Genomic DNA, 24,668 nt, shown 5'->3' on the forward strand with positions numbered 1-24,668 from the left:
AACGAAAGAGCTTTCGCGTTTCTTCTGTTGTCCGCTATCACCCAACAGGACTAGATAGCCATGTTCCATGGCTGCATCTTCAATACCGCGAATAATTTCAGAAAAATAAGGATCACAGATGTCGGGAACGATAGTAACAATGGTTTTTGATTCGTTTCTACGTAAGTTACGCGCTAATGAGTTTGGAGAATAACCCGCTTCAAGTACGGCATCTTCTACTCTCTTTCTTGTAGAAGAAGAGACTTTCTCTGGATTCATTAAGGCTCGAGATACCGTAGCCGTAGACACTCCCGCAAGCTGGGCAACATCCTTCATTGTCGCCATAGTTTTTAACCTCTCATTTATTTTTGCCAAGATGACGTTATTCCGGTTTGAAATCAGAGTAATCAAACCGAGTTAGAGCTGTATTTGCTCTTCGCTCAGTTCGTGTTAACGAGTGGGAAAATGGATTCTTCACCGCGATATCAATTTGTGGGAATAGTCATTGTTTTAATCTAAGCCTGTGCAAACAAGTCACTTTAGACTTTTCTAATTTGGATAGTCTATTCATTTCTAAAGTGAAAGTTACGGTCTGTTTAACAAAAATTGTAATCTTGGTGTGATTCTGGTCACATTAAATGGTAATTCATTACATAGTTAAACGTTTGCTAGCTGAGATCTTGTGGTTCTATGTCTAAATTCCAGCGTACTTTCTTAGCATTTGGCAACAACTCAATAGCAGGTTTGGCACTGGTTAATAACTTTTGCATCAATGAACGATGCTGAGTTTGCAGTAATAGTTGCCAACGGTATTTACCAGCCCGCTTGGCCAAAGGTGAAGGAGTAGGGCCTAACACCATGCAGGAATCATCGAACAGAGGGTGTGACTCTAACGTAAAGCGGACCTGACGCAGGAAGTCTTCAACTACCTCACTTTGGTTCGCCTCTGCTTTAAACAGAGTCAAGAAACTATAAGGCGGAAGCTGAGCCAATTTGCGTTCTTCCAGAGCAGTCATAGCAAAGTGGCGATAGTCTTTTTGAAGCAGGGCCTGCAGCAAGCTGTGCTCAGGATGGTGGGTTTGTAGGATAACCTCGCCAGGTTTACTTGCGCGGCCGGCACGACCTGCGACTTGAATAAACAACTGCGCTAGTCGCTCGGAAGCGCGGAAGTCACTACTATAGAGAGAGCCATCAACATCCAAAAGAGCAACGAGCGTTACATTTGGAAAATGGTGCCCCTTAGCCAGCATTTGGGTGCCAATCAGAATTTGATGTTCACCTTTACGAATCGATTCAAGGGCATCTTCCAAACTACCTTTGCGACGTGTGCTGTCTCTGTCGATGCGAATGGCTTTGTATTCTGGAAATAACTGAGCCAATTGTTGTTCGAGTTGTTCCGTTCCTACGCCGACGGTAACCAATTGAGTTGAACCACACCCCTGACATTGATGAATTACCGGTTGTTGTGAGCCGCAGTGATGGCAGCGTATTTCGTTGCTGTAATGGTGGAACGTATAGTACGCATCACAGCGTTTACATTCTGCAATCCAACCGCATTCATGGCACATCAAAGCGGGCGAAAAGCCTCGACGGTTAAGAAACAACATTACTTGATTGCCCGCTTTTAAATGCTTGCGCATCTTGGCAATCAGTTGGGCAGATAAGCCACTTTCTAAATACTGACCTTTTACATCTAACACTTTATTAGTGGTTGGCACGGCAGAGCCAGCTCGTTGGGTTAGTGTTAAATGGTGATATTTGCCTGACAAGGCATTGTGCAATGTCTCCAGTGCAGGTGTGGCTGAGCCCAGAACAATCGGAACTTGTTCTTTATGAGCGCGCATTACAGCAACATCGCGTGCATGATAACGCAAGCTATCTTGCTGTTTGTAAGAGGTGTCATGTTCCTCGTCCACAATGATAATCCCGAGATCAGCAAAAGGCGCGAGTAGGGCAGAGCGTGTGCCGATAATGATTCCGGCCGCTTTGTCGCGTGCAGAAAGCCACGCATTCAGACGCTCCGTCTCGTTTAACCCGGAGTGGATGACGTCAACTGGCACATTAAAACGGCGTTTAAAGCGGTTGATGGTTTGTGGTGTTAAGCCAATCTCTGGTACTAAAACTAATGCTTGTTTCCCTTGCTCTAAAACTGGTTTGATAAGGTTTAAGTAAACTTCTGTTTTACCAGAGCCAGTTACTCCCTCTAATAAATAGCAAGCAAAACCTGTTTGGCTATTTACACTCGCAATAGCCAGCGCTTGTTCGTGGTTGAGCTTAGGCTTCTCGACGTCGCATTCAACGTGCTGTCCCCACTGGGTGATTGCAGGCTTCTTCTCGATACGTTCAATCCAGCCTTTCTCTTCTAAAGACTTTAGTACTGTTGAGGCTATCTCTTGGTCGACAAATTCCTGGTGAGGCAAAGCGCCGTTAACCAACATTTGCAAGACCTTCTGTTGTTTGACCGCTCGACGATCAAGCCCTTGCATCAGCTTGTCTTTACCGGATTCGGTAATTTGCCACTCTTGTAGCGTCGCAAACTCGGCCGCTTTGCCTTTCCTCAGCGCGGCAGGCATTGCATTGTGTAGAGTGTCACCTAGAGGGTACTGATAGAACTGGCTGCACCAAGTCAGCAACGAATAAAGCTTTTCAGACCATATCGGCTGAGAATCAAGAACTGCTTTGATTGGCTTGAGTTGATCTTTGGGAAAGTCGGAGTGGTTCACCATTGCGGTGACGATGCCGACTAAGGTTTGGCGTCCAAAAGGTACGGAAACACGTCCACCAATGATCGGAAACAGGTGCCCCGGAATGGCGTAATCAAATTGTTTGTCGAGCGGAACGGGTAATGCCACTCTAGCAATGGTTGGACGCATAAATTCTTAGCTATTAAAAAAGAGGGAAAGGAAATGAGAGTCTATTAAAATCGGTTTGGAAATTCGAGTAAAGCAATGCGATTCAGCGTGAATCGTGCCTCTATGATTAGTCTGGCTAAAAAAGTGGCGAAAAAGTTGCCAAATGTGTTGATCCGAGCAATGTGATTCTTTACTATATCGCGCCTTGAGATATGGCTTCGGCAATTAGTTGATGCGGTATCCCATTTTATTATTAATTGCGTGTGGTGTGCGGCTTAGATTCGTATAGCGACACGGCCTACTATTGAGGTTATCCCATGAAAGCTGGTATCCACCCAGAATACAAAGCAGTAAAAGCTACTTGTTCTTGCGGCAACTCTTTTGAGTTCAACTCTACTCTAGGTAAAGAGTCTATCCACCTAGACGTATGTGACAAGTGTCACCCATTCTACACTGGTAAGCAACGTATCGTTGATACAGGCGGCCGTGTTGATCGCTTCAACAAGCGTTTCGGTGCACTATCAAGCGGTAAGAAATAATAGCAGCCGCTATTACGATTACAGTTTAGAAAAGGACGCTTCGGCGTCCTTTTTGTTTTAATGGCTACCAAGCGAAGAGGAATGTATGGGGTTTGGAATATTCCCGATTATTTTTCACTCAGCGCTTGCAACCTAAAGTGTGATCTGTATAATGCAGCGCACTGGTTAAGCCAGTTGTGAACCAATGAGCAGTGAGGAGCGAGCAAATCTAAGGATTTTCGAGGTAATGTATACTCAGCTTATGTTCGCGGTTAATACAATTAGCTATCTTTTCTTCGGAAAAACTATCCTCAAAGGTGACTTTGGCATATAGGGATAGTTAATCGAAAATTAACTGACAATGCGTCCTAATCTTGGATGCTACGGTTTCACATAAATCAATCGGCATTCTCTCGTCTTGACGAGTTTGAGTGGCGATATTGTTTGTGTAATTTATTAAATTTGGAGCTCTGTCTCATGCAGAACCAACGTATCCGTATCCGCCTAAAAGCTTTCGATTACAAACTAATCGATGCTTCTACAGCGGAAATCGTTGAAACAGCTAAGCGCACTGGCGCACAGGTTCGTGGTCCAATCCCACTGCCAACTCGTAAAGAGCGTTTCACAGTTCTTATCTCTCCACACGTTAACAAGAAAGCACGTGACCAGTACGAAATCCGTACTCACAAGCGTCTAATCGACATCGTTGAGCCAACAGACAAGACTGTTGATGCTCTAATGCGTCTAGACCTTGCTGCGGGCGTTGACGTTCAAATTAGCCTAGGTTAAGGGAGATTAGAAGTATGATTGGTCTAATCGGTCGTAAAGTGGGCATGACCCGCGTATTTACTGAAGAAGGCGTTTCTATCCCAGTAACAGTTGTTGAGGTTGAAGCTAACCGTGTTTCTCAAGTGAAAACTCTTGAAACTGACGGCTACGCAGCAATCCAGGTTACAGCTGGTTCTAAGAAAGCTAACCGTGTAAACAAAGCTGAAGCAGGTCACTTTGCTAAAGCTGGCGTTGAAGCTGGTCGCGGTCTTTGGGAATTCCGTTTAGAAAACGGCGAAGAGTTCGAAGTTGGTTCAGAACTAACTGTTGAACTATTCAACGAAACTAAGAAAGTAGACGTTACTGGTACATCTAAGGGTAAAGGTTTCCAAGGCGCTGTTAAGCGTTGGAACTTCCGTACTCAAGATATGACTCACGGTAACTCATTGTCTCACCGTGCTCCTGGTTCTATCGGTCAATGTCAGACTCCAGGTCGCGTATTTAAAGGCAAGAAAATGGCAGGTCACATGGGTGCTGAGCGTGTAACGACTCAAAACCTAGAGATCGTACGTGTTGACGCTGAGCGCAACCTGCTTCTTATTAAAGGTGCAGTCCCAGGCGCAACTGGCGGCAACGTGATCGTTAAACCAGCTGTTAAAGCATAACGTCTCAGGAGTAAGTAATGGAACTAATGGTTAAAGGTGCCGATGCACTAACTGTTTCCGAAACTACTTTCGGACGTGAGTTTAACGAAGCTCTTGTACACCAAGTAGTTGTTGCGTACGCAGCAGGTGCTCGTCAAGGTACTCGTGCTCAAAAAACACGTTCAGAAGTTTCTGGCGGTGGCGCTAAGCCATGGCGTCAAAAAGGTACTGGCCGTGCGCGTGCTGGTACAATCCGTAGCCCAATCTGGCGTACAGGTGGTGTTACTTTTGCTGCGAAACCACAAGATCACAGCCAAAAAGTAAACAAAAAAATGTACCGTGGTGCTATGAAGAGCATTCTTTCTGAGCTTGTTCGTCAAGAGCGTCTAATCGTTGTTGATAACTTCTCAGTTGAAGCACCAAAGACTAAAGAGCTAGTTGCTAAGCTTAAAGAGCTTGAGCTAACTGACGCTCTAATCGTGACTAGCGAAGTAGATGAGAATCTATTCCTAGCTGCTCGTAACCTATACAAAGTTGACGCACGTGATGTTGCTGGTATCGATCCAGTATCTCTAATCGCGTTTGACAAAGTTGTAATGACTGCAGAAGCAGTTAAGCAAGTAGAGGAAATGCTAGCATGATCACTGAAGAGCGTATCCTAAAAGTTCTACGTGCACCGCACATCTCTGAAAAAGCAACTATGGCAGCTGAGAAAGCGAACACTATCGTTTTCAAAGTAGCTAAAGATGCGACTAAAAAAGAGATCAAAGCAGCTGTAGAAAAGCTATTTGAAGTTGAAGTTAAGTCTGTAAATACTCTTATCACTAAGGGTAAAACCAAACGTCAAGGTCTACGCCAAGGTCGCCGCAGCGACGTTAAGAAAGCGTACGTTACTTTGAAAGAAGGTCAAGATCTTGACTTCGTTGGCGGCGCGGAATAACAGGAGTAGTTAAAAATGGCTATTGTTAAATGTAAGCCGACTTCCCCTGGTCGTCGTCACGTTGTTAAAGTTGTTAACGCTGACCTACACAAGGGCAAGCCATACGCACCTCTTCTAGAGAAAAACTCTAAGAACGGTGGTCGTAACAACAAGGGTCGTATCACAGTACGTCACATCGGCGGTGGTCACAAGCATCACTACCGTGTAGTTGACTTCAAACGTACTAAAGATGGTATTCCAGCGACAGTTGAGCGTCTTGAATACGATCCAAACCGTAGCGCAAACATTGCTCTAGTTCTTTACAAAGACGGTGAGCGTCGCTACATCCTAGCACCTAAAGGTGTTGTAGCTGGTGATGTTATTCAGTCTGGTGTTGATGCACCAATCAAAGCTGGTAACACTCTACCAATGCGTAATATCCCAGTAGGTTCAACAGTACATAACGTTGAACTTAAGCCTGGTAAAGGTGGTCAGCTAGCTCGTTCGGCTGGTGCTTACGCTCAAATCGTTGCTCGCGACGGTGCGTACGTAACTATCCGTCTACGTTCTGGCGAGATGCGCAAAGTTCTTTCTGAAGGCCGTGCAACAATCGGTGAAGTTGGTAACTCTGAGCACATGCTACGTGAACTTGGTAAAGCAGGTGCATCACGTCATCGCGGTATCCGTCCAACGGTTCGTGGTGTTGTAATGAACCCGATTGACCACCCACATGGTGGTGGTGAAGGTCGTACTTCTGGTGGTCGTCACCCAGTATCTCCTTGGGGTATGCCTACTAAAGGCTTCAAGACTCGTAAGAACAAACGCACTGACAAGTACATCGTACGTCGTCGTAACAAGTAATCTATATAAAGAGGAATCGCCATGCCACGTTCTCTCAAGAAAGGTCCTTTTATTGACCTACACTTGCTGAAGAAGGTAGAGAAAGCGGTGGAAAGCGGAGACAAAAAGCCTATTAAGACTTGGTCCCGTCGTTCAATGATCATCCCTACGATGATCGGTTTGACCATCGCTGTCCATAATGGTCGTCAGCACGTACCAGTATTTGTAACTGATGAAATGATCGGTCACAAACTGGGTGAATTCGCACCAACACGTACTTACCGCGGTCACGCTGCGGATAAGAAAGCTAAGAAGCGCTAAGGAGTAGATAATGGAAGCAATTGCTAAACATAACTTTGCTCGCATTTCGCCTCAGAAAGCTCGCTTAGTTGCGGATCTAATCCGTGGTAAATCTGTTGACCAAGCTCTAGAAATCCTAACGTTCAGCAACAAAAAAGCTGCTGCACTAGTTAAGAAAGTTCTAGAGTCTGCTATCGCTAACGCGGAGCACAACGAAGGTGCAGATATTGACGATCTGAATGTCGCAAAAATCTTTGTAGATGAAGGCCCAACCATGAAGCGTATTATGCCTCGTGCTAAAGGTCGTGCGGATCGTATCTTGAAGCGTTCAAGCCACATCACTGTTGTTGTAGCAGATCGCTAGAGACTAGGAGAGTAAGCAATGGGTCAAAAAGTACATCCAAATGGTATTCGTCTAGGCATCGTTAAGCCTTGGAATGCTACATGGTTTGCTAACACCAAAGATTTCGCTGACAACCTAGACGGCGACTTCAAGGTACGTCAGTTCCTTACAAGTGAACTGAAAAAAGCGTCTCTATCACGTATCGTTATCGAGCGTCCTGCTAAGAGCATCCGTGTGACTATTCACACTGCTCGTCCAGGCGTTGTTATCGGTAAGAAAGGTGAAGACGTTGAGAAGCTACGCGCAGCTGTAGCTAAAATTGCAGGTGTACCAGCGCAAATTAACATCGCTGAAGTACGTAAGCCTGAACTAGATGCGCAACTTGTTGGTGACAGCATCGCGTCTCAGCTAGAGCGTCGTGTTATGTTCCGTCGTGCTATGAAGCGCGCAGTACAGAACGCAATGCGCCTAGGCGCTAAAGGTATCAAAGTGGAAGTAAGCGGTCGTCTAGGCGGCGCTGAAATCGCACGTTCAGAGTGGTACCGTGAAGGCCGTGTGCCTCTACACACTCTACGTGCTGACATTGATTACGCAACTTCTTCGGCTCACACTCAATACGGTGTGATCGGCATTAAAACTTGGATCTTCAAAGGTGAAATCCTAGGTGGTATGCCAGCAGCTAACGCTGTAGAGCCTAAAGGCGACAAGCCTAAGAAGCAGCGTAAAGGCCGTAAGTAAGGAGTCGACAGATGCTACAACCTAAACGTACTAAGTTCCGTAAGGTTCAGACTGGTCGTAACCGTGGTCTAGCTAAAGGTACTGATGTAAGCTTCGGCGAATTCGGTCTTAAAGCTGTTGGCCGTGGTCGTCTAACTGCTCGTCAAATCGAAGCGGCACGTCGTGCAATGACACGTCACGTTAAGCGTCAAGGTAAAATCTGGATCCGTGTGTTCCCAGACAAACCAATCACAGAAAAACCACTTGAAGTTCGTCAAGGTAAGGGTAAAGGTAACGTTGAGTACTGGGTAGCCCAAATCCAACCTGGTAAGGTTATGTACGAAATGGGTGGTGTACCTGAAGAATTGGCACGTGAAGCGTTCCGTCTTGCGGCACGTAAACTGCCTTTCAAAACTACATTTGTAACTAAGCAGGTGATGTGATGAAAGCACAAGATCTACGCGAGAAAAGCGTTGAAGAGCTTAACGCTGAGCTAATGAATTTGCTACGCGAACAGTTCAACTTGCGCATGCAAGCTGCGACTGGTCAACTACAGCAAACTCATACTCTGAAAGCTGTACGCCGTGATATCGCACGTGTGAAAACTGTTTTGACTGAGAAGGCAGGCGCATAATGAGCGAAGTAAAACGTACTCAACAAGGTCGTGTTGTTAGCGACAAGATGGACAAGTCTATCACTGTTGCTATCGAACGTTTCGTAAAACACCCAATCTACGGTAAATACGTAAAACGTACGACTAAAGTACACGCACATGACGAGAACAACGAGTGTGGCCTAGGCGACACAGTTGAAATCGCAGAGTGTCGTCCACTGTCTAAGACTAAGTCTTGGACTTTGGTAAAAGTTCTAGAAAAGGCGAAGATTTAATCTCGTTAATTCTATGAAACTAAAGCGGCTCCAAAATATTTTTGGAGCCGTTTATTTTTTGACTACCCAATCACAAAAAAGGGTGGTACAATTCGCGTCCCTTTTAAAGAGGCAGCCCGACCCGTGATGGGTCTAGTTATTAATATTTAGCGGAGCACTAACATGATCCAAATGCAAAGTATGCTGGACGCAGCTGATAACTCAGGCGCACGCAGCGTAATGTGTATTAAGGTTCTGGGTGGCTCTCACCGCCGTTATGCACATATCGGTGACGTCATCAAAGTTACTGTGAAGGAAGCAATCCCTCGCGGTAAAGTTAAAAAAGGTGATGTTCTGAAGGCGGTGGTAGTGCGCACCCGTAAAGGCGTACGTCGTCCTGACGGTTCTGTCATTCGCTTCGACCGAAATGCTTGCGTATTGCTAAACGACAATACTGAGCAACCAATCGGTACACGTATCTTTGGTCCTGTGACACGCGAACTTCGTGGCGATAAGTTCATGAAGATCGTTTCACTGGCTCCAGAAGTTCTGTAAGGAGCACGTAGAAATGGCAGCTAAAATCCGTCGTAATGACGAAGTAATCGTTCTTGCTGGTAAAGACAAAGGCAAGAAAGGTAAAGTAACTAAGGTTCTAGCAACTGGTAAAGTTATCGTTGAAGGTATCAACCTAGTTAAGAAACATCAGAAACCTGTTCCAGCTATGGGTATCCAAGGCGGTATCGTAGAGCAAGAAGCAGCTATCGACGTTTCTAACGTGGCTATCTTTAACGCAGCTACTGGTAAAGCTGACCGTATCGGTTTCCGTTTTGAAGACGGCAAAAAAGTTCGTTTCTTCAAGTCTAACGGCGAAACCGTTTCTAACTAATAGAAGTAATTTGGAGTTCTACTATGGCGAAACTGCATGATTACTACAAGTCGTCTGTAGTCGCTGAACTGACCAAACAGTTCGGTTACACAAGCGTCATGCAAGTCCCTAGAATCGAGAAAATCACCCTAAACATGGGTGTTGGTGAAGCAATCAACGATAAGAAACTGCTAGAAAATGCAGCGTCTGATATGGCAACGATCTCTGGTCAAAAGCCACTTATCACAAAAGCGCGCAAATCTGTTGCAGGTTTCAAAATCCGTGAAGGCTACCCTATCGGTTGTAAAGTAACCTTGCGTGGCGAACGTATGTGGGATTTTCTTGAGCGTTTAATTAACATCGCTCTTCCACGTGTACGTGACTTCCGTGGTGTTAGCGCTAAGTCTTTTGACGGTCGCGGTAACTACAGCATGGGCGTTCGCGAGCAAATCATCTTCCCGGAAATCGACTTTGATAAAGTTGATCGAGTACGCGGTCTAGACATCACTATTACGACGTCTGCTGGTACTGATGAGGAAGGCCGTGCTCTGCTGGCTGCCTTTAACTTCCCATTCCGTAAGTAAGGTGAAGGGTTACTGTTATGGCTAAAAATTCAATGAAAGCACGTGAAGCAAAACGTGCGAAGCTAGTAGCTAAGTTCGCTGAAAAGCGTGCAGCGCTAAAAGCTATCATCAGCGATGTAAACGCATCTGAAGAAGATCGTTGGAACGCGGTTCTTACACTGCAATCTCTTCCACGTGATTCAAGTGCATCACGTCAGCGCAACCGTTGCAACCAAACTGGTCGTCCACACGGTTACCTACGTAAGTTCGGTCTAAGCCGTATTAAGGTTCGTGAAGCTTGCATGAAAGGCGAGATTCCGGGTCTTCGTAAGGCTAGCTGGTAATTGCCACTTAATCATTTGGAGTAAATCATATGAGCATGCAAGATCCGATTTCGGATATGCTGACCCGCGTTCGTAACGGTCAGGCAGCAAACAAAGTTGCTGTAAAAATGCCTTCTTCAAAGCTTAAAGTTGCAATTGCTGCACTACTAAAAGCTGAAGGTTACATCGTTGACTTCGCTGTTGAAGGCGAAGCAAAACCTGAGCTAGAAGTTACACTTAAGTACTTCCAAGCTAAACCAGTAATCGAGCAACTTAAACGTGTTTCTCGTCCAGGTCTACGTGTTTACAAGAAGAAAGATGAACTTCCTTCTGTAATGGGTGGTCTTGGTATTGCTATCGTTTCTACTTCCAAGGGTCTTATGTCAGACCGCGCTGCACGTAAAGCAGGTCTTGGTGGTGAAATCATCGCTTACGTAGCTTAATAAGGAGTAGACTATGTCTCGTGTTGCAAAAGCACCTGTCGCTATTCCAGCTGGCGTAGAGGTGAAACTAAACGGCCAAGAAATCACTGTAAAAGGTGCGAAAGGCGAACTAACTCGCGTTCTTAACAACGCAGTTGTAATCGCTCAGGAAGAAAATAACCTGACTTTCGGTCCTAAAGAAGGTGTTGCTAACGCATGGGCTCAAGCAGGTACTGCTCGCGCTCTAGTTAACAACATGGTTGTTGGTGTTACTGAAGGCTTTACTAAGAAGCTAACTCTTAAAGGTGTAGGTTACCGTGCTGCTATCAAAGGCAACGCTGTAGGTCTAACATTAGGCTTCTCACACCCAGTTGAGCACGAGTTGCCAGCGGGTATTAAAGCTGAATGTCCAAGCCAAACTGAAATCGTGATCACTGGTGCTGACAAGCAACTAGTTGGTCAAGTTGCGGCTGACATTCGTTCTTACCGTGAGCCTGAGCCATACAAAGGCAAAGGTGTTCGTTACGCAGATGAAAATGTGCGTACTAAAGAAGCTAAGAAGAAGTAAGGTAACACTATGGATAAGAAAGCATCTCGCATCCGTCGTGCTACACGTGCACGTCGTAAGATTGCAGAACTGGGTGCGACTCGCCTAGTTGTACACCGTACTCCTCGTCACGTGTACGCACAGGTTATCGCGGCTAACGGCTCTGAGGTTATCGCAGCAGCTTCTACTGTAGAAAAAGCGATCCGTGAGCAAGTGAAATACACTGGTAACGTTGATGCAGCTAAAGCAGTGGGTAAAGCTATTGCTGAGCGCGCTCTAGAGAAGGGCGTAACTGCAGTTGCATTTGATCGTTCTGGTTTCCAATACCACGGTCGAGTAGCGGCGCTAGCAGAATCTGCTCGCGAAGCTGGTCTGAAATTCTAAGGTAGGGTTGGAAGATGGCTAAAGAACAACAAGTTCAAGCGAATGATTTGCAAGAAAAGCTAATCGCAGTTAACCGTGTTTCTAAAACGGTTAAAGGTGGTCGAATCATGAGCTTCACTGCACTAACAGTAGTTGGTGACGGTAACGGTCGTGTAGGTTTCGGTTACGGCAAAGCTCGTGAAGTACCTGCAGCGATTCAAAAAGCAATGGAAAAAGCGCGTCGTAACATGACTACGATCGCTCTAAACGAAGGCACTCTTCACCACCCAGTGAAAGGTCGCCATTCGGGCTCTAAAGTTTACATGCAGCCTGCTGCAGAAGGTACTGGTGTTATCGCAGGTGGTGCGATGCGTGCAGTACTGGAAGTTGCTGGTGTACACAACGTACTATCTAAAGCGTACGGTTCTACGAACCCTATCAACATCGTTCGTGCAACGATCGATGCACTAGGTAGCATGAAGTCACCAGAAATGGTTGCTGCTAAACGTGGTCTAACTGTTGAATCTATTTCGGAGTAAGAACACCATGGCAACTATTAAAGTAACTCAAACTAAAAGCTCAATTGGTCGTCTGCCAAAGCACAAAGCTACTTTGCGCGGTCTAGGTCTTCGTAAAATCAACCACACAGTAGAACTTGAAGATACTCCGTGTATTCGCGGTATGATCAACAAGGTTTACTACATGGTTAAAGTTGAGGAGTAATCAGAATGCGTTTGAATACTCTAGCACCGGCTGCTGGCGCGAAAACTTCTGCGAAGCGAGTAGGTCGTGGTATCGGTTCAGGCCTAGGTAAAACTGGTGGCCGTGGTCACAAAGGTCAAAAATCACGTTCTGGCGGCAGTGTTCGTCCAGGTTTCGAAGGCGGTCAGATGCCTCTGAAACAACGTCTACCAAAATTCGGTTTCACTTCTCGTAAGAGCCTAGTGTCTGCTGAAGTTCGTCTAGCTGAGCTAGCGAAAGTTTCTGGTGACGTAGTTGATCTAAACAGTCTTAAAGCTGCTAACATCATCACTAAGAACATCGAATTTGTAAAAGTTGTTCTTTCTGGTGAAATCAACAAAGCAGTGACTGTTAAAGGTCTACGTGTGACTAAAGGCGCTAAAGCTGCAATCGAAGCTGCAGGCGGTAAAATCGAGGAATAATCTCGAGGAACGAGGTACAGATGGCTAAGAAACCAGGACAAGATTTTCGTAGTGCTCAGAGCGGCTTAAGTGAACTAAAGTCGCGCTTGTTATTCGTAATTGGTGCACTTTTAGTATTCCGAGCCGGCTCTTTTGTGCCGATTCCTGGTATTGACGCTGCTGTACTTGCCGATTTGTTCGAACAGCAAAAAGGTACCATCGTTGAAATGTTTAACATGTTCTCCGGTGGTGCTCTTGAGCGTGCATCTATATTAGCATTGGGCATCATGCCGTATATTTCGGCATCTATTGTTGTCCAATTGCTAACTGTAGTTCATCCAGCGTTAGCTGAACTCAAAAAAGAGGGTGAAGCAGGCCGTCGTAAGATAAGCCAATACACACGCTACGGCACGCTTGTACTTGCAACCTTCCAAGCTATAGGTATTGCAACTGGCCTACCAAACATGGTCGACAATCTGGTTGTTATCAACCAAACCATGTTTACGCTAATTGCTACCGTAAGTTTAGTAACCGGTACCATGTTCTTGATGTGGTTAGGTGAACAAATTACAGAGCGCGGAATTGGTAACGGTATTTCGATACTGATTTTTGCAGGTATTGTTGCTGGATTGCCTTCTGCAATCGGTCAAACAATCGAGCAAGCGCGTCAAGGTGAATTGCATGTACTTCTTCTGTTGCTAATCGCGGTATTAGCTTTTGCAGTAATTTACTTCGTTGTTTTCATGGAACGTGGTCAACGCCGAATCGTCGTTAACTATGCGAAACGTCAACAAGGTCGTAAAGTATTTGCTGCGCAAAGCTCGCATTTGCCTCTTAAAATTAACATGGCAGGTGTAATTCCAGCGATTTTTGCATCAAGTATTATCTTGTTCCCAGGAACATTGGCTCAGTGGTTTGGTCAAAACGGTGAGAGCAGCGCGTTCGGTTGGTTAACTGACGTGTCTTTGGCTCTTAGCCCAGGTCAACCGTTGTATGTAATGCTTTATGCAGCAGCAATTATCTTCTTCTGTTTCTTCTACACGGCGTTGGTTTTCAACCCGCGTGAAACAGCAGATAACTTGAAGAAGTCTGGTGCATTCGTACCCGGTATCCGCCCAGGTGAGCAGACAGCGAAATACATTGATAAAGTAATGACACGTTTAACCCTTGCTGGTGCACTGTACATTACCTTTATCTGTCTGATTCCCGAGTTCATGATGGTCGCGTGGAACGTACGTTTCTACTTCGGCGGTACATCGCTACTAATCGTAGTTGTTGTAATTATGGACTTTATGGCACAGGTACAGACTCATCTGATGTCTCAACAGTATGATTCTGTGTTGAAGAAAGCGAATCTGAAAGGCTACGGCCGTTAATCCGGCGGTAGACTCAGTTTCATTTACGGAGTTTAGCAATGAAAGTTCGTGCTTCCGTTAAAAAAATCTGCCGTAACTGTAAAGTAATCAAGCGTAACGGTGTCGTTCGCGTGATTTGCAGTGAGCCAAAGCACAAACAGCGCCAAGGCTAATTAGCAGAAATTTTTACTTGAAAATGAAGGTTGGGTCGAGTATATTCCTCGGCCTACCTTTTGCGTGCAAAAGAAGTAGTATTCCGCAGCGTATCCATAACGGGCTTTGCTGCGGCTAATTCTTTTATAGAAACACTTAGGAGTGAATAATGGCCCGTATAGCAGGCATTAACATTCCTGATCAGAAACATGCAGTAATCGCTCTAACAGCGATCTACGGCATCGGTAAAACTCGCTCTCAAGCTATCCTAGCTGAAGTGGGTATTGCTGAAAATGTTAAGATCAGTGAACTAACTGAAGAGCAGATCGATCAACTGCGTGATGGTGTAGCTAAGTACACTGTAGAAGGTGATCTACGTCGTGAAGTATCTATGAACATCAAGCGTCTTATGGACCTTGGCTGTTACCGTGGTCTTCGTCATCGTCGCAGTCTACCACTACGTGGACAGCGTACTAAAACCAACGCTCGCACCCGTAAGGGTCCGCGTAAGCCGATCAAGAAATAATCGGGAAGGTAGAGTACAATGGCTAAACAACCAACTCGCGCTCGTAAGCGCGTACGCAAGCAAGTTGCAGATGGCGTTGCGCACATCCATGCTTCTTTCAATAACACAATCGTAACCATTACTGACCGTCAAGGTAACGCTCTTGCATGGGCTACTGCAGGTGGTTCTGGTTTCCGTGGTTCTCGTAAGTCTACTCCGTTCGCTGCACAGGTTGCTGCTGAGCGTTGTGCTGAAATGGCTAAAGAATACGGCCTAAAGAACTTGGAAGTTATGGTTAAGGGTCCTGGTCCAGGTCGCGAATCTACTGTTCGTGCACTAAACGCCGCTGGTTTCCGCATCACAAACATCGTTGATGCTACACCAATCCCTCATAACGGTTGTCGTCCACCTAAGAAACGTCGCGTATAACGTTTCTAGGACAATTGGAGAAGAATCATGGCAAGATATTTGGGTCCTAAGCTGAAGCTTAGCCGTCGTGAAGGCACTGACTTATTCCTTAAGTCTGGTGTTCGCGCGATCGATACCAAGTGTAAAATTGATAACGCACCAGGTGTACACGGCGCTCGTCGCGGTCGTCTATCTGAGTATGGCGTTCAGCTTCGTGAGAAGCAAAAAGTACGTCGTATGTACGGCGTTCTAGAAAAACAATTCCGTAACTACTACAAAGAAGCTGCTCGCCTAAAAGGCAACACTGGTGAAAACCTACTTCAGCTTCTTGAAGGTCGTCTTGATAACGTAGTTTACCGCATGGGCTTTGGCGCAACTCGCGCAGAAGCACGTCAGCTAGTTAGCCACAAAGCTATCCTAGTAAACGGTAAAGTTGTAAACGTTCCTTCTTTCAAAGTAGCGGCTAATGACGTTGTTTCTATTCGCGAGAAAGCTAAACAGCAAGCTCGTATCAAAGCAGCTCTAGAAGTTGCTGAACAACGTGAAAAACCAACTTGGATTGAAGTAGATGGTGGCAAGATGGAAGGTACATTCAAGCGTATGCCTGAGCGTTCTGATCTATCAGCTGACATCAACGAACAATTGATCGTCGAGCTTTACTCTAAGTAAGGTTTAAACTAAAGAGAGGACACAATGCAGGGTTCTGTAACAGAATTTCTTAAGCCACGTCTAGTTGACATCGAACAAATCAGCTCGACTCACGCAAAAGTAACTCTTGAGCCATTAGAGCGTGGCTTTGGTCATACTCTGGGTAATGCACTTCGCCGCATCCTTCTATCTTCTATGCCAGGTTGTGCTGTAACAGAAGTAGAAATTGAAGGCGTACTTCATGAGTACAGCACGAAAGAAGGCGTTCAAGAAGATATTCTTGAAATTCTTCTAAACCTTAAAGGTTTGGCTGTGCGCGTTGCCGAAGGCAAAGATGAAGTGTTCATTACTTTGAACAAATCAGGCTCGGGCCCTGTGGTTGCAGGTGACATCACCCATGATGGTGATGTAGAGATCGCTAACCCTGAACACGTAATTTGTCACCTGACGGATGACAACGCTGAGATCGCAATGCGTATCAAAGTTGAACGTGGTCGTGGTTATGTTCCAGCTTCTGCGCGTATCCATAACGAAGAAGACGAGCGTCCTATCGGTCGCCTACTAGTAGATGCTACTTACAGCCCAGTAGACAAAATTGCCTACGCTGTAGAAGCAGCTCGTGTAGAACAGCGTACTGATCTAGACAAGCTTGTTATCGATATGGAAACAAACGGTACTCTAGAACCTGAGGAAGCAATCCGTCGTGCAGCTACAATCCTAGCTGAACAATTGGATGCATTCGTAGATCTTCGTGATGTACGAGTTCCTGAGGAGAAGGAAGAGAAGCCAGAATTCGATCCGATCCTACTGCGTCCTGTAGACGATCTTGAACTAACAGTTCGCTCTGCTAACTGTTTGAAAGCAGAAGCGATTCACTACATCGGTGATCTAGTACAACGTACTGAGGTTGAGCTACTTAAAACGCCTAACCTTGGTAAAAAATCTCTTACTGAGATTAAAGACGTACTTGCGTCACGTGGTCTGTCTCTGGGCATGCGCCTAGAAAACTGGCCACCTGCATCAATCGCTGAAGATTAATCGATACTAGTTAGAAGGATTAGGTCATGCGCCATCGTAAGAGTGGTCGTCAACTCAACCGCAACAGCTCACATCGCAAAGCGATGTTCAGCAACATGGCTAGCTCTCTAGTACGTCATGAAGTTATCAAGACTACTTTGCCAAAAGCAAAAGAGCTACGTCGCGTAGTTGAGCCTTTGATTACACTAGCTAAGACTGACAGTGTTGCTAACCGTCGTCTAGCATTTGCACGTACTCGTGACAACGAAGTAGTTGCAAAACTATTTAACGAACTAGGTCCACGTTTTGCTGCTCGTCAGGGCGGTTACACTCGTATCCTAAAAGCTGGCTTCCGTGCTGGTGATAAAGCTCCAATGGCTTACATTGAGCTTGTAGATCGCCCAGCTGCTGAAGAAGCTGCTGAGTAATCAGTTCGTAAGAACGAGAAAGCCGAGCATTAGCTCGGCTTTTTTGTATCTGTAATTCAGTAAACCTTTATATCCAGCCTGCATTTATTTCAACCCATGCAGACTGGCAATTTAAAAAGTGATTATCACTTACGCTTATTTACTAGTATTCCACAACCCGCCCAACGAACTTAGAAGCCCTTCGCTAGCGCCTTGCTTGTTCAAGTAATCCAAGATGACTGGAGCAAACTGACTGATCATAGATGGGTCTAAACCTAACGTATCGAATGCACTTTTGACTGCACTGATATTCTCAATATTTCCTAGTAAGCTTTGTGCTCCTTGCAAGTTTGAAAGTCCAGGAATCAAAGACTGTAATTCACTACTATTTTCTTGCGAAAGCTGGCTTTGAGCCAAAGCGAGTAGCGCACCACTGCCTCCGGCTGCTTGCTCAGTGGATACTGGTAATTGGCTAGTTAGCATGTCTGTTAATGGAGATGACTCGGTGTTCAAGCTGCTGCCGACCATGTCCATCAGGCCACTTTCTTTACTTTTTTGAGTGACTGAATCTAAGAATGCGTGCGCACTACCAATGTTGATTGATAGGAGTGCTAGAGTTAGGAGTGTTTTACGCATAGTACCTCCAAAGGTTGAGCGTTTTTTAAAAGTGATTTTATTTTTAAAGGCTATCAGAGTGAAAGGTTCAGAGGTGAGAAAGTCTATTCAGTTTAGACAAAAAAACGGCGCTAGTGCGCCGTTTTATTTAATCATAATTGAAAATGGTTTCAATTAGATAATATCTAATAGTTCTACTTCGAAAACTAAAGCTGCAAATGGAGGGATAGCCGCACCAGCGCCACGCTCACCGTACGCAAGATCTTGTGGTACGTATAGCTTCCACTTAGAGCCAACAGGCATTAGTTGTAGTGCCTCTACCCAACCTTTGATTACACCTGTAACAGGGAATTCAGCAGGTTGACCGCGAGATACAGAGCTATCGAATACAGTACCGTCAGTTAGCTCACCGTGGTAGTGAACGCGAACTGAGCTTTCTGCTGTAGGAACTGCACCAGTACCTTCAGAAATGATTTCGTACTGAAGACCAGAGTCTAGAACGTTAACTTCAGGTCGTAGAGCGTTGTCTTTTAGGAACGCTTCGCCTTCTGCTGCCGCAATTTTTGCTGCTTCTTGGCGAGCTGTTTCTGCACGAGTGTGAAGTTCTTGTAGTGCTTTGTTGATTTCATCAATTTCGATTGATGGCATGTCACCAGTTAGTGCTGTTGCAATACCTGCTGCGATAGCATCAACGCTAAGACCTTCAAGACCAGAGCCTGCAAGTTGCTGACCCATTTGCAGACCAATGCCGTAGCTTGCTTTTTGTTCTGCAGTTTCAAATTTAATTTCAGACATGAATGTCGCTCTTATTAGGAGTGATAAAGGTAACAGGATATCAGTTTCGAGCTTAGGTTTAAATGATTGCGACTGAATGCTTAATTGAGGCGACCAGGTTGTGACTTATCTCTTACTCCAAGTGAAATTTCTGCTAATTTAATCCCAATTCCATTTTAGTTTGGTGAAAAACATATACTCTCCGCGTCGGTATTTTTATACTGGCCGTAGAAGTATTAAGGGACTCATTACAATGAATCGTCGCAGAAAGAAAAAGCAGCAAGTCGACTATGTCGAGTTGGTTAAACAAAAATTCGCTGCTATCGACTGGAAGCAGCCGTTCAACAAAGAGCAATGGTTGGAGCGTATACAGCCTGTTAAGCAGTTTTGGTTGCGCCTGCCTAAATTTCATCAGCGTGCTTTGATGGTCTTAGTGCCATTGATTCTGGTACTCCTTGTTATTCCTTTGCCGAATAAAACAGACCAGCCAGTTGCGCAGACTGAGGTCGATCATCAACGCGTAGCGATTGAGCTGAACGCGCAGAGTTTAAGCCAGCAGAGAACCTCTCAGAACTCTGGACCGAAATCTGAAGACTGGAAAGAGTACACGGTTAAAAATGGTGATACATTAGCGCAGGTTTTCAGAAGTAATCAGCTCTCTATGGCGGATCTTAGCGCTCTAGTCAAAATAGAAGGCAGTGATAAGCCGCTAAGCCAAATAAAGCAGGGACAGTTGATTCGCTTTAAGCTTAGTGACGAAGGCGAGTTAGATATGCTACAGCTGGAAAAAAGCGGGCGGTCCGTTATGTTTTTCCGTTTATCGGATGGGTCCTTTGGGCGTAACAAGTAAACGCTTCAAATGAAAAGACGCGAATATCGCGTCTTTTTAGTCGGTTTTTCATAGCGATTAGTTTTCATAGTAACCAATCGAATTGAAGCTTATAGCGCTACGGATTCTTTCCGCATATCCACATGAGGGATACCATCTTCAAGATAGCACTCTGAGATAACCTTGAATCCATGACTTGCATAAAACTGGATGAGGTGTTCTTGAGCACCTATATCTATTGTCTGTCCTGGCCATAATGTTTCGCATTGTGCCAAGGCCTTGTCCAATAACTTATGGCCTAAGCCACCGCCTCGCGCGGTCTGCTTTGTCACCACTCGACCAATACTCACATTGTCATACGAGGTGCCTGCGGGCAGTAATCGTGCGCAAGCAACCAGTTCATCACCGTGATAGCCTATTAGATGATAAACGCCTTCCAGTGTGTCCTTACCATCAAGTTCAGGGTAAGGGCAGGTTTGTTCAACAACGAATACATCCACACGCAATTTCATCATTTCATACAGCTGTGTGGTTGTTAGCTGAGCAAAGGGCAAAGTAATCCAAGTGAGCATGTTGTTATCCGTAATGAGAATAGAGTGACTGACTTTACTTTGTTTTGAGCTCATACTCATTAACAAAGGTTAATTAGCACTGGTTTTCCCACCAAATCTGGTGATAATGTGCCCTCTTTCCATCTCACCTGAGGATATCCCCGTGAGCAAACAAACATTCGATCAAGTTGGGCTGAACCCAGCGTTACTCGCCACACTTGATTCCCTGAACTATACCCACATGACGCCAATTCAAGCTTTGAGCTTGCCTGCAATCCTAAAACATCGTGATGTCATCGGGCAGGGTAAAACGGGCTCAGGTAAAACCGCTGCATTTGGTTTAGGGGTTTTATCGAACCTCAACGTCAAACGCTTTCGTGTCCAGTCATTAGTATTGTGTCCAACACGTGAGCTTGCAGACCAAGTAGCGAAGGAAATTCGTACTTTAGGTCGCGGCATTCATAATATTAAAGTGCTTACTCTCTGCGGTGGGATGCCAATGGGGCCACAAATTGGTTCGCTGGAGCATGGTGCGCATATCCTAGTTGGTACACCTGGTCGTATTTTGGATCACCTTGAGAAAGGCCGAATTGATCTTAGCGAACTGAATACCTTGGTGCTAGATGAAGCTGATCGCATGTTGGACATGGGTTTCCAAGACGCATTAGATGCAATCATCGATGCAGCGCCAAAGCAGCGCCAAACTCTACTTTTCAGTGCTACTTTTCCAGAGAAAATTGAGCAAATTGCGCAGCGTATAATGCAGACACCGGAAGTGATTAAGGTGGAATCGACGCATGATACCTCAAGCATTGCGCAGTACTTCTATAAAGTTGAAGGCTCGGAAGCACGTGATGAAGCATTGGCGAATTTGCTGCTGACTCACCAACCAGAGTCCGCGGTGGTTTTTTGTAATACCAAAAAAGAAGTTCAAAGTGTCGCAGATGAGTTGCATCACAAAGGATTCAGCGTTATCGATATCCATGGGGACTTAGAGCAGCGTGAACGCGACCAAGCATTGGTGCAGTTTGCTAACAAGAGTGTGTCTATCCTTGTTGCAACAGACGTTGCGGCGCGTGGTTTGGACGTTGATAATCTTGATGCTGTCTTTAACTTTGAGCTATCGCGCGATCCTGAGGTTCATGTGCACCGTATTGGTCGTACAGGTCGTGCGGGTAGTAAAGGTTTAGCGTTCAGCTTTTTTGGTGAGAAAGACGGTTTACGTGTAGCTCGTATTGAAGAATACCTAGAGATGGACGTGGTACCAGCAACATTGCCTGCCAAATCAAATCAGCAGCCATACCAAGCGAAGATGGTGACGATTAACATTGATGGCGGTAAGAAACAGAAAGTACGACCGGGTGATATTTTAGGTTGTTTGACAGGAAAAAATGGTATTCCAGGCTCTCAAGTCGGAAAGATTCACCTGTTCCCTGTACGCGCTTATGTTGCCGTCGAAAAGTCTGTGGCTAAAAAGGCTCTACAGACCATTAGTAACGGCAAGATGAAAGGGCGCCAATTCCGGGCGCGAATTCTTAAATAGCTCAAATAGCAGAGAAAAAGCTCTTCGTTTGAAGAGCTTTTTTCTTTTTTGAGTTTATTTGAGAGTGTGATCTTTGGTTAAGCGCGCTTTGATTCGGCTCAAACTGATTGGCGTAATGCCGAGGTAGGCCGCAATTTGACTATCGGTAATACGTTGCTTTAAATCTGGGTAATGAGCGCAAAATAATTGATATCGTTCTTCTGGAGAGTAGAGCAACATAAAGCGTTCTTTGTTCTCTTTATTAACCAGTTGGTTTTCGAGTAGCTTTAAGTAAATGGCGTGCTTTTCTGCTCGCCAGTGATGCAACGTTTCAATTGGCAAGCAAAATAGCTGACAAGCGCTCAGCGTTTCCAATAAGTAAGGCGAAGGTTGGTCCTTTATTATGCTCTCAAACCCGATAACCCAGTCCTTCTCCCAATAAAATTCTTTACTGAATTCTTTGCCGTGCTCAGTAAGATAGCTTGCGTGGCATAACCCCTCAATGATGAAGTAAAGGTGTGAGCTAAACTCCCCTTGGTGATCAAGAATGTGGCGTGTAGGCAGTTCGAGCAACTCACCATTTTCAATAAGTTGGTTTGCTTCTGTCTCTAAAAAGCCATGTTTGACTAAGTCTGAAAAAAGATCGCTGTGCATGTGATAACTCAGAAACGGTTTTCTTTATTTTAACGGGTTTTATTGATAACAAAAAAGCGGCTCATGAGAGCCGCTTAGTGTTGCTGTCAAATCAACCTTATTTATTCAGATCGATTTGATAAATTGCGAAACCAATGTCGTCTGTTGACACGCGTTTCATTGGGTATTGTCCTTTCTCTTTGATGAACTGCGCCGCTTTATCGCTAGGGGAGGTTTCGAAACGAATATCTAGCTTGTTATCGGACTTAATCGGTGCGAAAGACCAGTTGTTGTCAGCGCTTGGTGTCACTTCTCCTTTTTCTTCACTCACGCGAGAAATATAAGTGGCGACGACAGAGCGGTTTTCATCTGGTGCGTCAAACGCAATGAAATCTGGGCCTGTACCAGGGAAAGTATTGCTATAAGCACGGTAGTTATTGGTTGCGATGATGAAATCTTGCTTCGGATTGACAGGCTTACCATTGAACGTCAGATTCACAATACGCTGAGAATCTGGATTAATCACTTTACAATCCGCATCGTACTTCGGCGGTTGGGTAACGTCGATTTGGTAGTTAACCCCATCAATAACATCGAAGTTGTACGTACGGAAATTATCCCAATCAATCAAAGATTGCGGTTTAGGATTGTTGATGTCGATGTGGTTGAATTGACCCGCACTGCACTCTAGCCATTCGCGAACTTCTTTACCTTTCACTTTCATCGCAACCAAGGTGTTTGGATATAAGTAAAGATCGGCCGCATTACGGAAGGTGAGCTGACCGGATTCTACTTCTGTAAAGTTATTCGGATCGTTCTTACGACCGCCGACTTTAAATGGTGCTGCCGCACTCAGTACTGGAATGTCAGAAAGGTCTGGGTCGCCTTGAATAAAGCGTTCTACGTAGTCTTTCTGAGCAAGGTTAACGATTTGAATGGTGGGGTCGTCCTGCACTAATGCCAAGAAGCTGTACATGACATCATTTGCTTTGCCGATTGGTTGGTTTACAAATTCACGAGTGCCTTTGTGATCTTCTTCTAACGCTTTCACAATATCTGCATCGGCTTTAGCTAATGACTTCTTATTTACTTTATCGAAGATAGGGCGTGCTTCTGCTTGGCCTTCGACGACTTGCCATCTGCCGTCTTTCTCTTTCAGCATCAAATCCATCACACCTACGTGACTTCCCCAGCGGCCCGGCATCACGGACGTTACACCATTGATGGTCCCTTTATCTATATCAACACCAGGTAGGTTTGCGAAGTCTTTCCCTGGGAAGACGGCGTGAGAGTGGCCAAAAGCAATCGCATCAATACCTTCAACTTCTGTGAGGTAGTAAACAGAGTTTTCAGCGCCTAGTTTGTATGGATCAGTAGAAATGCCCGAGTGTGGAATCGCCACAATCACGTCTGCGCCTTCTTTCTTCATTTGAGGAATCAGTTTCTCTGCTGTTTCCTTAATGTCTTTAGCAAAGACTTTGCCTTCTAAGTTCTTCTTATCCCATACCATAATTTGTGGTGGTACAAAGCCGATGTAACCCACTTTTATTTGATGCGCTTCGCCGTCTGTGTCTTTAAATGTGTGAGTTTTGATGAGGTAAGGCTTGAAGTAATGCTCACCGGTTTGTTTATCAAATACGTTTGCATTGATGTAAGGGAAGTTTGCCCCCTTCAACGTCGTTTGTAGGAAATCTAAGCCATAGTTGAACTCATGATTGCCAATGTTGCCCACATCGTAGTCTAGCTTGTTCATCGCTTTGTAGACTGGGTGCACGTCGCCGGGATTAATCCCCTTTGCTGCCATGTAATCGCCCATTGGGCTGCCCTGAATTAAATCACCGTTATCTACTAGTACCGTGTTTTCTGCCTCGGACTTAGCTTGTTTCACTATTGTCGCAGCGCGACTTAAACCGATTTGCTGTGATGGTTGGTCTTTGTAGTAATCGTAATCCATCACGTTGGTGTGAATGTCGGTGGTTTCGATAATACGAAGCTTGATGGTATCGGCCATTGCTGGGCCAGCAAGCGTTAGCATGCCACTTAAAACTGCGAGGGAAATAGGATGAACTGCCACTTTCATTTGGTGCTCCAATTCAATGATAAGGGGAAATCGTACTGCGTAATGTATCAAATACAGGTGCAACTCGATGATAAAGATACAGAAAACTGTGAACATTAATCAGTTTACTGAACCTTATTCATATTAACCGCCGACTTTTTCACGCTTTTGAATGAGACCAAACAAAAACTTCTTAGCAGATTTTTGAATAAAAAATGAA

38 protein-coding genes are annotated in these 24,668 nt (G+C 45.2%); 31 read left to right on the forward strand and 7 right to left on the reverse strand.

The genetic code is table 11. The annotated features are described in order from the left end of the window. Both IQR33_RS34870 and priA read right to left on the reverse strand, forming a co-directional pair. Positions 1-324, reverse strand: a 324-nt coding sequence (locus tag IQR33_RS34870) for a LacI family DNA-binding transcriptional regulator (protein WP_228014220.1), incomplete at its 3' end; no start/stop codon positions are given. 323 nt (positions 325-647) lie between these two features. Next, positions 648-2,852 carry a primosomal protein N' gene (gene priA / locus IQR33_RS29585; protein ID WP_193844279.1) on the reverse strand — a complete coding sequence of 735 codons (2,205 nt, stop codon included), beginning with the start codon at positions 2,850-2,852 and terminating at the stop codon, positions 648-650. 296 nt (positions 2,853-3,148) lie between these two features. On the opposite strand from priA, the gene rpmE reads away from it, so the two are divergent. The 29 genes from rpmE to rplQ all read left to right on the forward strand — a co-directional run bounded on the left by rpmE (position 3,149) and on the right by rplQ (position 17,486). Next, positions 3,149-3,370 (forward strand): 50S ribosomal protein L31, encoded by a 222-nt coding sequence (rpmE, locus tag IQR33_RS29590; RefSeq protein WP_005379546.1) that lies wholly within the window; start codon positions 3,149-3,151, stop codon positions 3,368-3,370. Positions 3,371-3,826: 456 nt separating this feature from the next. Then, positions 3,827-4,138 carry a 30S ribosomal protein S10 gene (gene rpsJ / locus IQR33_RS29595; RefSeq protein WP_004410492.1) on the forward strand — a complete coding sequence of 104 codons (312 nt, stop codon included), beginning with the start codon at positions 3,827-3,829 and terminating at the stop codon, positions 4,136-4,138. Positions 4,139-4,152: 14 nt separating this feature from the next. Next, positions 4,153-4,782, forward strand: coding sequence for a 50S ribosomal protein L3 (gene rplC / locus IQR33_RS29600; protein ID WP_005379555.1), 630 nt, complete (start codon positions 4,153-4,155; stop codon positions 4,780-4,782). Between the two features lie 17 nt (positions 4,783-4,799). Then, positions 4,800-5,402 carry a 50S ribosomal protein L4 gene (rplD, locus tag IQR33_RS29605; protein ID WP_005379556.1) on the forward strand — a complete coding sequence of 201 codons (603 nt, stop codon included), beginning with the start codon at positions 4,800-4,802 and terminating at the stop codon, positions 5,400-5,402. Next, on the forward strand, positions 5,399-5,701 hold the full coding sequence (rplW, locus tag IQR33_RS29610; RefSeq protein WP_004398471.1) for a 50S ribosomal protein L23: 303 nt from the start codon (positions 5,399-5,401) through the stop codon (positions 5,699-5,701). The genes rplD and rplW overlap by 4 nt, the downstream gene beginning before the upstream one ends. A gap of 15 nt (positions 5,702-5,716) precedes the next feature. Next, positions 5,717-6,541 carry a 50S ribosomal protein L2 gene (gene rplB, locus IQR33_RS29615; protein WP_005383168.1) on the forward strand — a complete coding sequence of 275 codons (825 nt, stop codon included), beginning with the start codon at positions 5,717-5,719 and terminating at the stop codon, positions 6,539-6,541. 21 nt (positions 6,542-6,562) lie between these two features. After that, positions 6,563-6,841, forward strand: coding sequence for a 30S ribosomal protein S19 (gene rpsS / locus IQR33_RS29620; RefSeq protein ID WP_004394525.1), 279 nt, complete (start codon positions 6,563-6,565; stop codon positions 6,839-6,841). Positions 6,842-6,851: 10 nt separating this feature from the next. Continuing rightward, positions 6,852-7,184, forward strand: a complete 333-nt coding sequence (gene rplV / locus IQR33_RS29625; RefSeq protein WP_005383164.1) for a 50S ribosomal protein L22 — start codon at positions 6,852-6,854, stop codon at positions 7,182-7,184. An 18-nt stretch (positions 7,185-7,202) separates the two neighbouring features. Then, positions 7,203-7,901, forward strand: coding sequence for a 30S ribosomal protein S3 (rpsC, locus tag IQR33_RS29630; RefSeq protein ID WP_005383161.1), 699 nt, complete (start codon positions 7,203-7,205; stop codon positions 7,899-7,901). An 11-nt stretch (positions 7,902-7,912) separates the two neighbouring features. Continuing rightward, positions 7,913-8,323: a 50S ribosomal protein L16 gene (gene rplP, locus IQR33_RS29635; RefSeq protein WP_005379577.1), complete on the forward strand. Its 411-nt coding sequence runs from the start codon at positions 7,913-7,915 to the stop codon at positions 8,321-8,323. Continuing rightward, entirely contained in the window at positions 8,323-8,514 is a 192-nt protein-coding gene (gene rpmC, locus IQR33_RS29640) for a 50S ribosomal protein L29 (RefSeq protein WP_005379576.1), read from the forward strand. The genes rplP and rpmC overlap by 1 nt, the downstream gene beginning before the upstream one ends. Next, positions 8,514-8,768, forward strand: a complete 255-nt coding sequence (gene rpsQ / locus IQR33_RS29645; protein WP_005379575.1) for a 30S ribosomal protein S17 — start codon at positions 8,514-8,516, stop codon at positions 8,766-8,768. Before rpmC ends, rpsQ begins: the two co-directional genes overlap by 1 nt. Before the next feature lie 162 nt (positions 8,769-8,930). Further along, positions 8,931-9,302, forward strand: coding sequence for a 50S ribosomal protein L14 (rplN, locus tag IQR33_RS29650; RefSeq protein ID WP_004410450.1), 372 nt, complete (start codon positions 8,931-8,933; stop codon positions 9,300-9,302). Positions 9,303-9,315: 13 nt separating this feature from the next. Then, the gene (gene rplX, locus IQR33_RS29655) at positions 9,316-9,633 is read left to right on the forward strand and encodes a 50S ribosomal protein L24 (RefSeq protein ID WP_005379574.1); all 318 of its coding nucleotides are present in this window, start codon (positions 9,316-9,318) and stop codon (positions 9,631-9,633) included. A gap of 23 nt (positions 9,634-9,656) precedes the next feature. Continuing rightward, complete coding sequence (gene rplE / locus IQR33_RS29660; protein ID WP_005379573.1) at positions 9,657-10,196, forward strand: 50S ribosomal protein L5; 540 nt, start codon at positions 9,657-9,659, stop codon at positions 10,194-10,196. 17 nt (positions 10,197-10,213) lie between these two features. After that, positions 10,214-10,519: a 30S ribosomal protein S14 gene (gene rpsN, locus IQR33_RS29665; RefSeq protein WP_004410442.1), complete on the forward strand. Its 306-nt coding sequence runs from the start codon at positions 10,214-10,216 to the stop codon at positions 10,517-10,519. Positions 10,520-10,548: 29 nt separating this feature from the next. Next, complete coding sequence (gene rpsH / locus IQR33_RS29670) at positions 10,549-10,941, forward strand: 30S ribosomal protein S8 (RefSeq protein WP_005379572.1); 393 nt, start codon at positions 10,549-10,551, stop codon at positions 10,939-10,941. 13 nt (positions 10,942-10,954) lie between these two features. Then, positions 10,955-11,488 carry a 50S ribosomal protein L6 gene (gene rplF / locus IQR33_RS29675; protein WP_005379570.1) on the forward strand — a complete coding sequence of 178 codons (534 nt, stop codon included), beginning with the start codon at positions 10,955-10,957 and terminating at the stop codon, positions 11,486-11,488. 9 nt (positions 11,489-11,497) lie between these two features. Next, positions 11,498-11,851, forward strand: a complete 354-nt coding sequence (rplR, locus tag IQR33_RS29680; protein WP_005379568.1) for a 50S ribosomal protein L18 — start codon at positions 11,498-11,500, stop codon at positions 11,849-11,851. A gap of 14 nt (positions 11,852-11,865) precedes the next feature. Beyond that, positions 11,866-12,369, forward strand: a complete 504-nt coding sequence (rpsE, locus tag IQR33_RS29685) for a 30S ribosomal protein S5 (protein WP_004745894.1) — start codon at positions 11,866-11,868, stop codon at positions 12,367-12,369. A gap of 7 nt (positions 12,370-12,376) precedes the next feature. After that, positions 12,377-12,553, forward strand: coding sequence for a 50S ribosomal protein L30 (rpmD, locus tag IQR33_RS29690; protein ID WP_005379565.1), 177 nt, complete (start codon positions 12,377-12,379; stop codon positions 12,551-12,553). Between the two features lie 5 nt (positions 12,554-12,558). Continuing rightward, positions 12,559-12,993 carry a 50S ribosomal protein L15 gene (gene rplO, locus IQR33_RS29695; protein ID WP_005383155.1) on the forward strand — a complete coding sequence of 145 codons (435 nt, stop codon included), beginning with the start codon at positions 12,559-12,561 and terminating at the stop codon, positions 12,991-12,993. Between the two features lie 20 nt (positions 12,994-13,013). Beyond that, positions 13,014-14,348, forward strand: coding sequence for a preprotein translocase subunit SecY (secY, locus tag IQR33_RS29700; protein ID WP_005379562.1), 1,335 nt, complete (start codon positions 13,014-13,016; stop codon positions 14,346-14,348). A 38-nt stretch (positions 14,349-14,386) separates the two neighbouring features. After that, positions 14,387-14,500 carry a 50S ribosomal protein L36 gene (gene rpmJ, locus IQR33_RS29705; protein WP_000868186.1) on the forward strand — a complete coding sequence of 38 codons (114 nt, stop codon included), beginning with the start codon at positions 14,387-14,389 and terminating at the stop codon, positions 14,498-14,500. A gap of 149 nt (positions 14,501-14,649) precedes the next feature. Beyond that, entirely contained in the window at positions 14,650-15,006 is a 357-nt protein-coding gene (gene rpsM, locus IQR33_RS29710) for a 30S ribosomal protein S13 (protein ID WP_005383154.1), read from the forward strand. Between the two features lie 18 nt (positions 15,007-15,024). Beyond that, positions 15,025-15,414 carry a 30S ribosomal protein S11 gene (rpsK, locus tag IQR33_RS29715; RefSeq protein WP_001118870.1) on the forward strand — a complete coding sequence of 130 codons (390 nt, stop codon included), beginning with the start codon at positions 15,025-15,027 and terminating at the stop codon, positions 15,412-15,414. A 27-nt stretch (positions 15,415-15,441) separates the two neighbouring features. Continuing rightward, positions 15,442-16,062, forward strand: a complete 621-nt coding sequence (gene rpsD, locus IQR33_RS29720) for a 30S ribosomal protein S4 (RefSeq protein ID WP_005383146.1) — start codon at positions 15,442-15,444, stop codon at positions 16,060-16,062. 24 nt (positions 16,063-16,086) lie between these two features. Then, positions 16,087-17,079: a DNA-directed RNA polymerase subunit alpha gene (locus IQR33_RS29725; protein ID WP_005383143.1), complete on the forward strand. Its 993-nt coding sequence runs from the start codon at positions 16,087-16,089 to the stop codon at positions 17,077-17,079. Between the two features lie 26 nt (positions 17,080-17,105). Continuing rightward, on the forward strand, positions 17,106-17,486 hold the full coding sequence (gene rplQ, locus IQR33_RS29730) for a 50S ribosomal protein L17 (RefSeq protein ID WP_005383141.1): 381 nt from the start codon (positions 17,106-17,108) through the stop codon (positions 17,484-17,486). Between the two features lie 135 nt (positions 17,487-17,621). On the opposite strand, the gene IQR33_RS29735 is transcribed toward rplQ, so the two are convergent. Continuing rightward, on the reverse strand, positions 17,622-18,101 hold the full coding sequence (locus IQR33_RS29735; RefSeq protein WP_017820297.1) for a DUF2780 domain-containing protein: 480 nt from the start codon (positions 18,099-18,101) through the stop codon (positions 17,622-17,624). A gap of 153 nt (positions 18,102-18,254) precedes the next feature. Further along, on the reverse strand, positions 18,255-18,875 hold the full coding sequence (locus tag IQR33_RS29740) for an FKBP-type peptidyl-prolyl cis-trans isomerase (protein WP_005383137.1): 621 nt from the start codon (positions 18,873-18,875) through the stop codon (positions 18,255-18,257). 232 nt (positions 18,876-19,107) lie between these two features. Here IQR33_RS29740 and IQR33_RS29745 point away from each other — a divergent pair, with 232 nt between their 5' ends. After that, positions 19,108-19,704, forward strand: a complete 597-nt coding sequence (locus tag IQR33_RS29745; protein WP_193837530.1) for a LysM-like peptidoglycan-binding domain-containing protein — start codon at positions 19,108-19,110, stop codon at positions 19,702-19,704. A gap of 89 nt (positions 19,705-19,793) precedes the next feature. Here IQR33_RS29745 and IQR33_RS29750 read toward each other — a convergent pair whose 3' ends face one another. After that, positions 19,794-20,255, reverse strand: a complete 462-nt coding sequence (locus IQR33_RS29750) for a GNAT family N-acetyltransferase (RefSeq protein WP_033906124.1) — start codon at positions 20,253-20,255, stop codon at positions 19,794-19,796. Positions 20,256-20,397: 142 nt separating this feature from the next. Between IQR33_RS29750 and dbpA the strand changes: the two genes are divergently transcribed. Beyond that, positions 20,398-21,777: an ATP-dependent RNA helicase DbpA gene (gene dbpA, locus IQR33_RS29755; RefSeq protein WP_005379583.1), complete on the forward strand. Its 1,380-nt coding sequence runs from the start codon at positions 20,398-20,400 to the stop codon at positions 21,775-21,777. Between the two features lie 54 nt (positions 21,778-21,831). Here the strand turns inward: dbpA and IQR33_RS29760 are convergent, their stop codons facing one another. Together IQR33_RS29760 and cpdB are read right to left on the reverse strand one after the other, a co-directional pair. Further along, positions 21,832-22,410, reverse strand: a complete 579-nt coding sequence (locus IQR33_RS29760; protein ID WP_161441116.1) for a Crp/Fnr family transcriptional regulator — start codon at positions 22,408-22,410, stop codon at positions 21,832-21,834. Positions 22,411-22,507: 97 nt separating this feature from the next. Further along, positions 22,508-24,469, reverse strand: a complete 1,962-nt coding sequence (gene cpdB / locus IQR33_RS29765) for a 2',3'-cyclic-nucleotide 2'-phosphodiesterase (protein WP_193837531.1) — start codon at positions 24,467-24,469, stop codon at positions 22,508-22,510. Positions 24,470-24,668: the final 199 nt, after the last annotated feature.

This window comes from Vibrio sp. OPT46 (assembly GCF_015163535.1).
GTDB lineage: Bacteria > Pseudomonadota > Gammaproteobacteria > Enterobacterales > Vibrionaceae > Vibrio > Vibrio alginolyticus.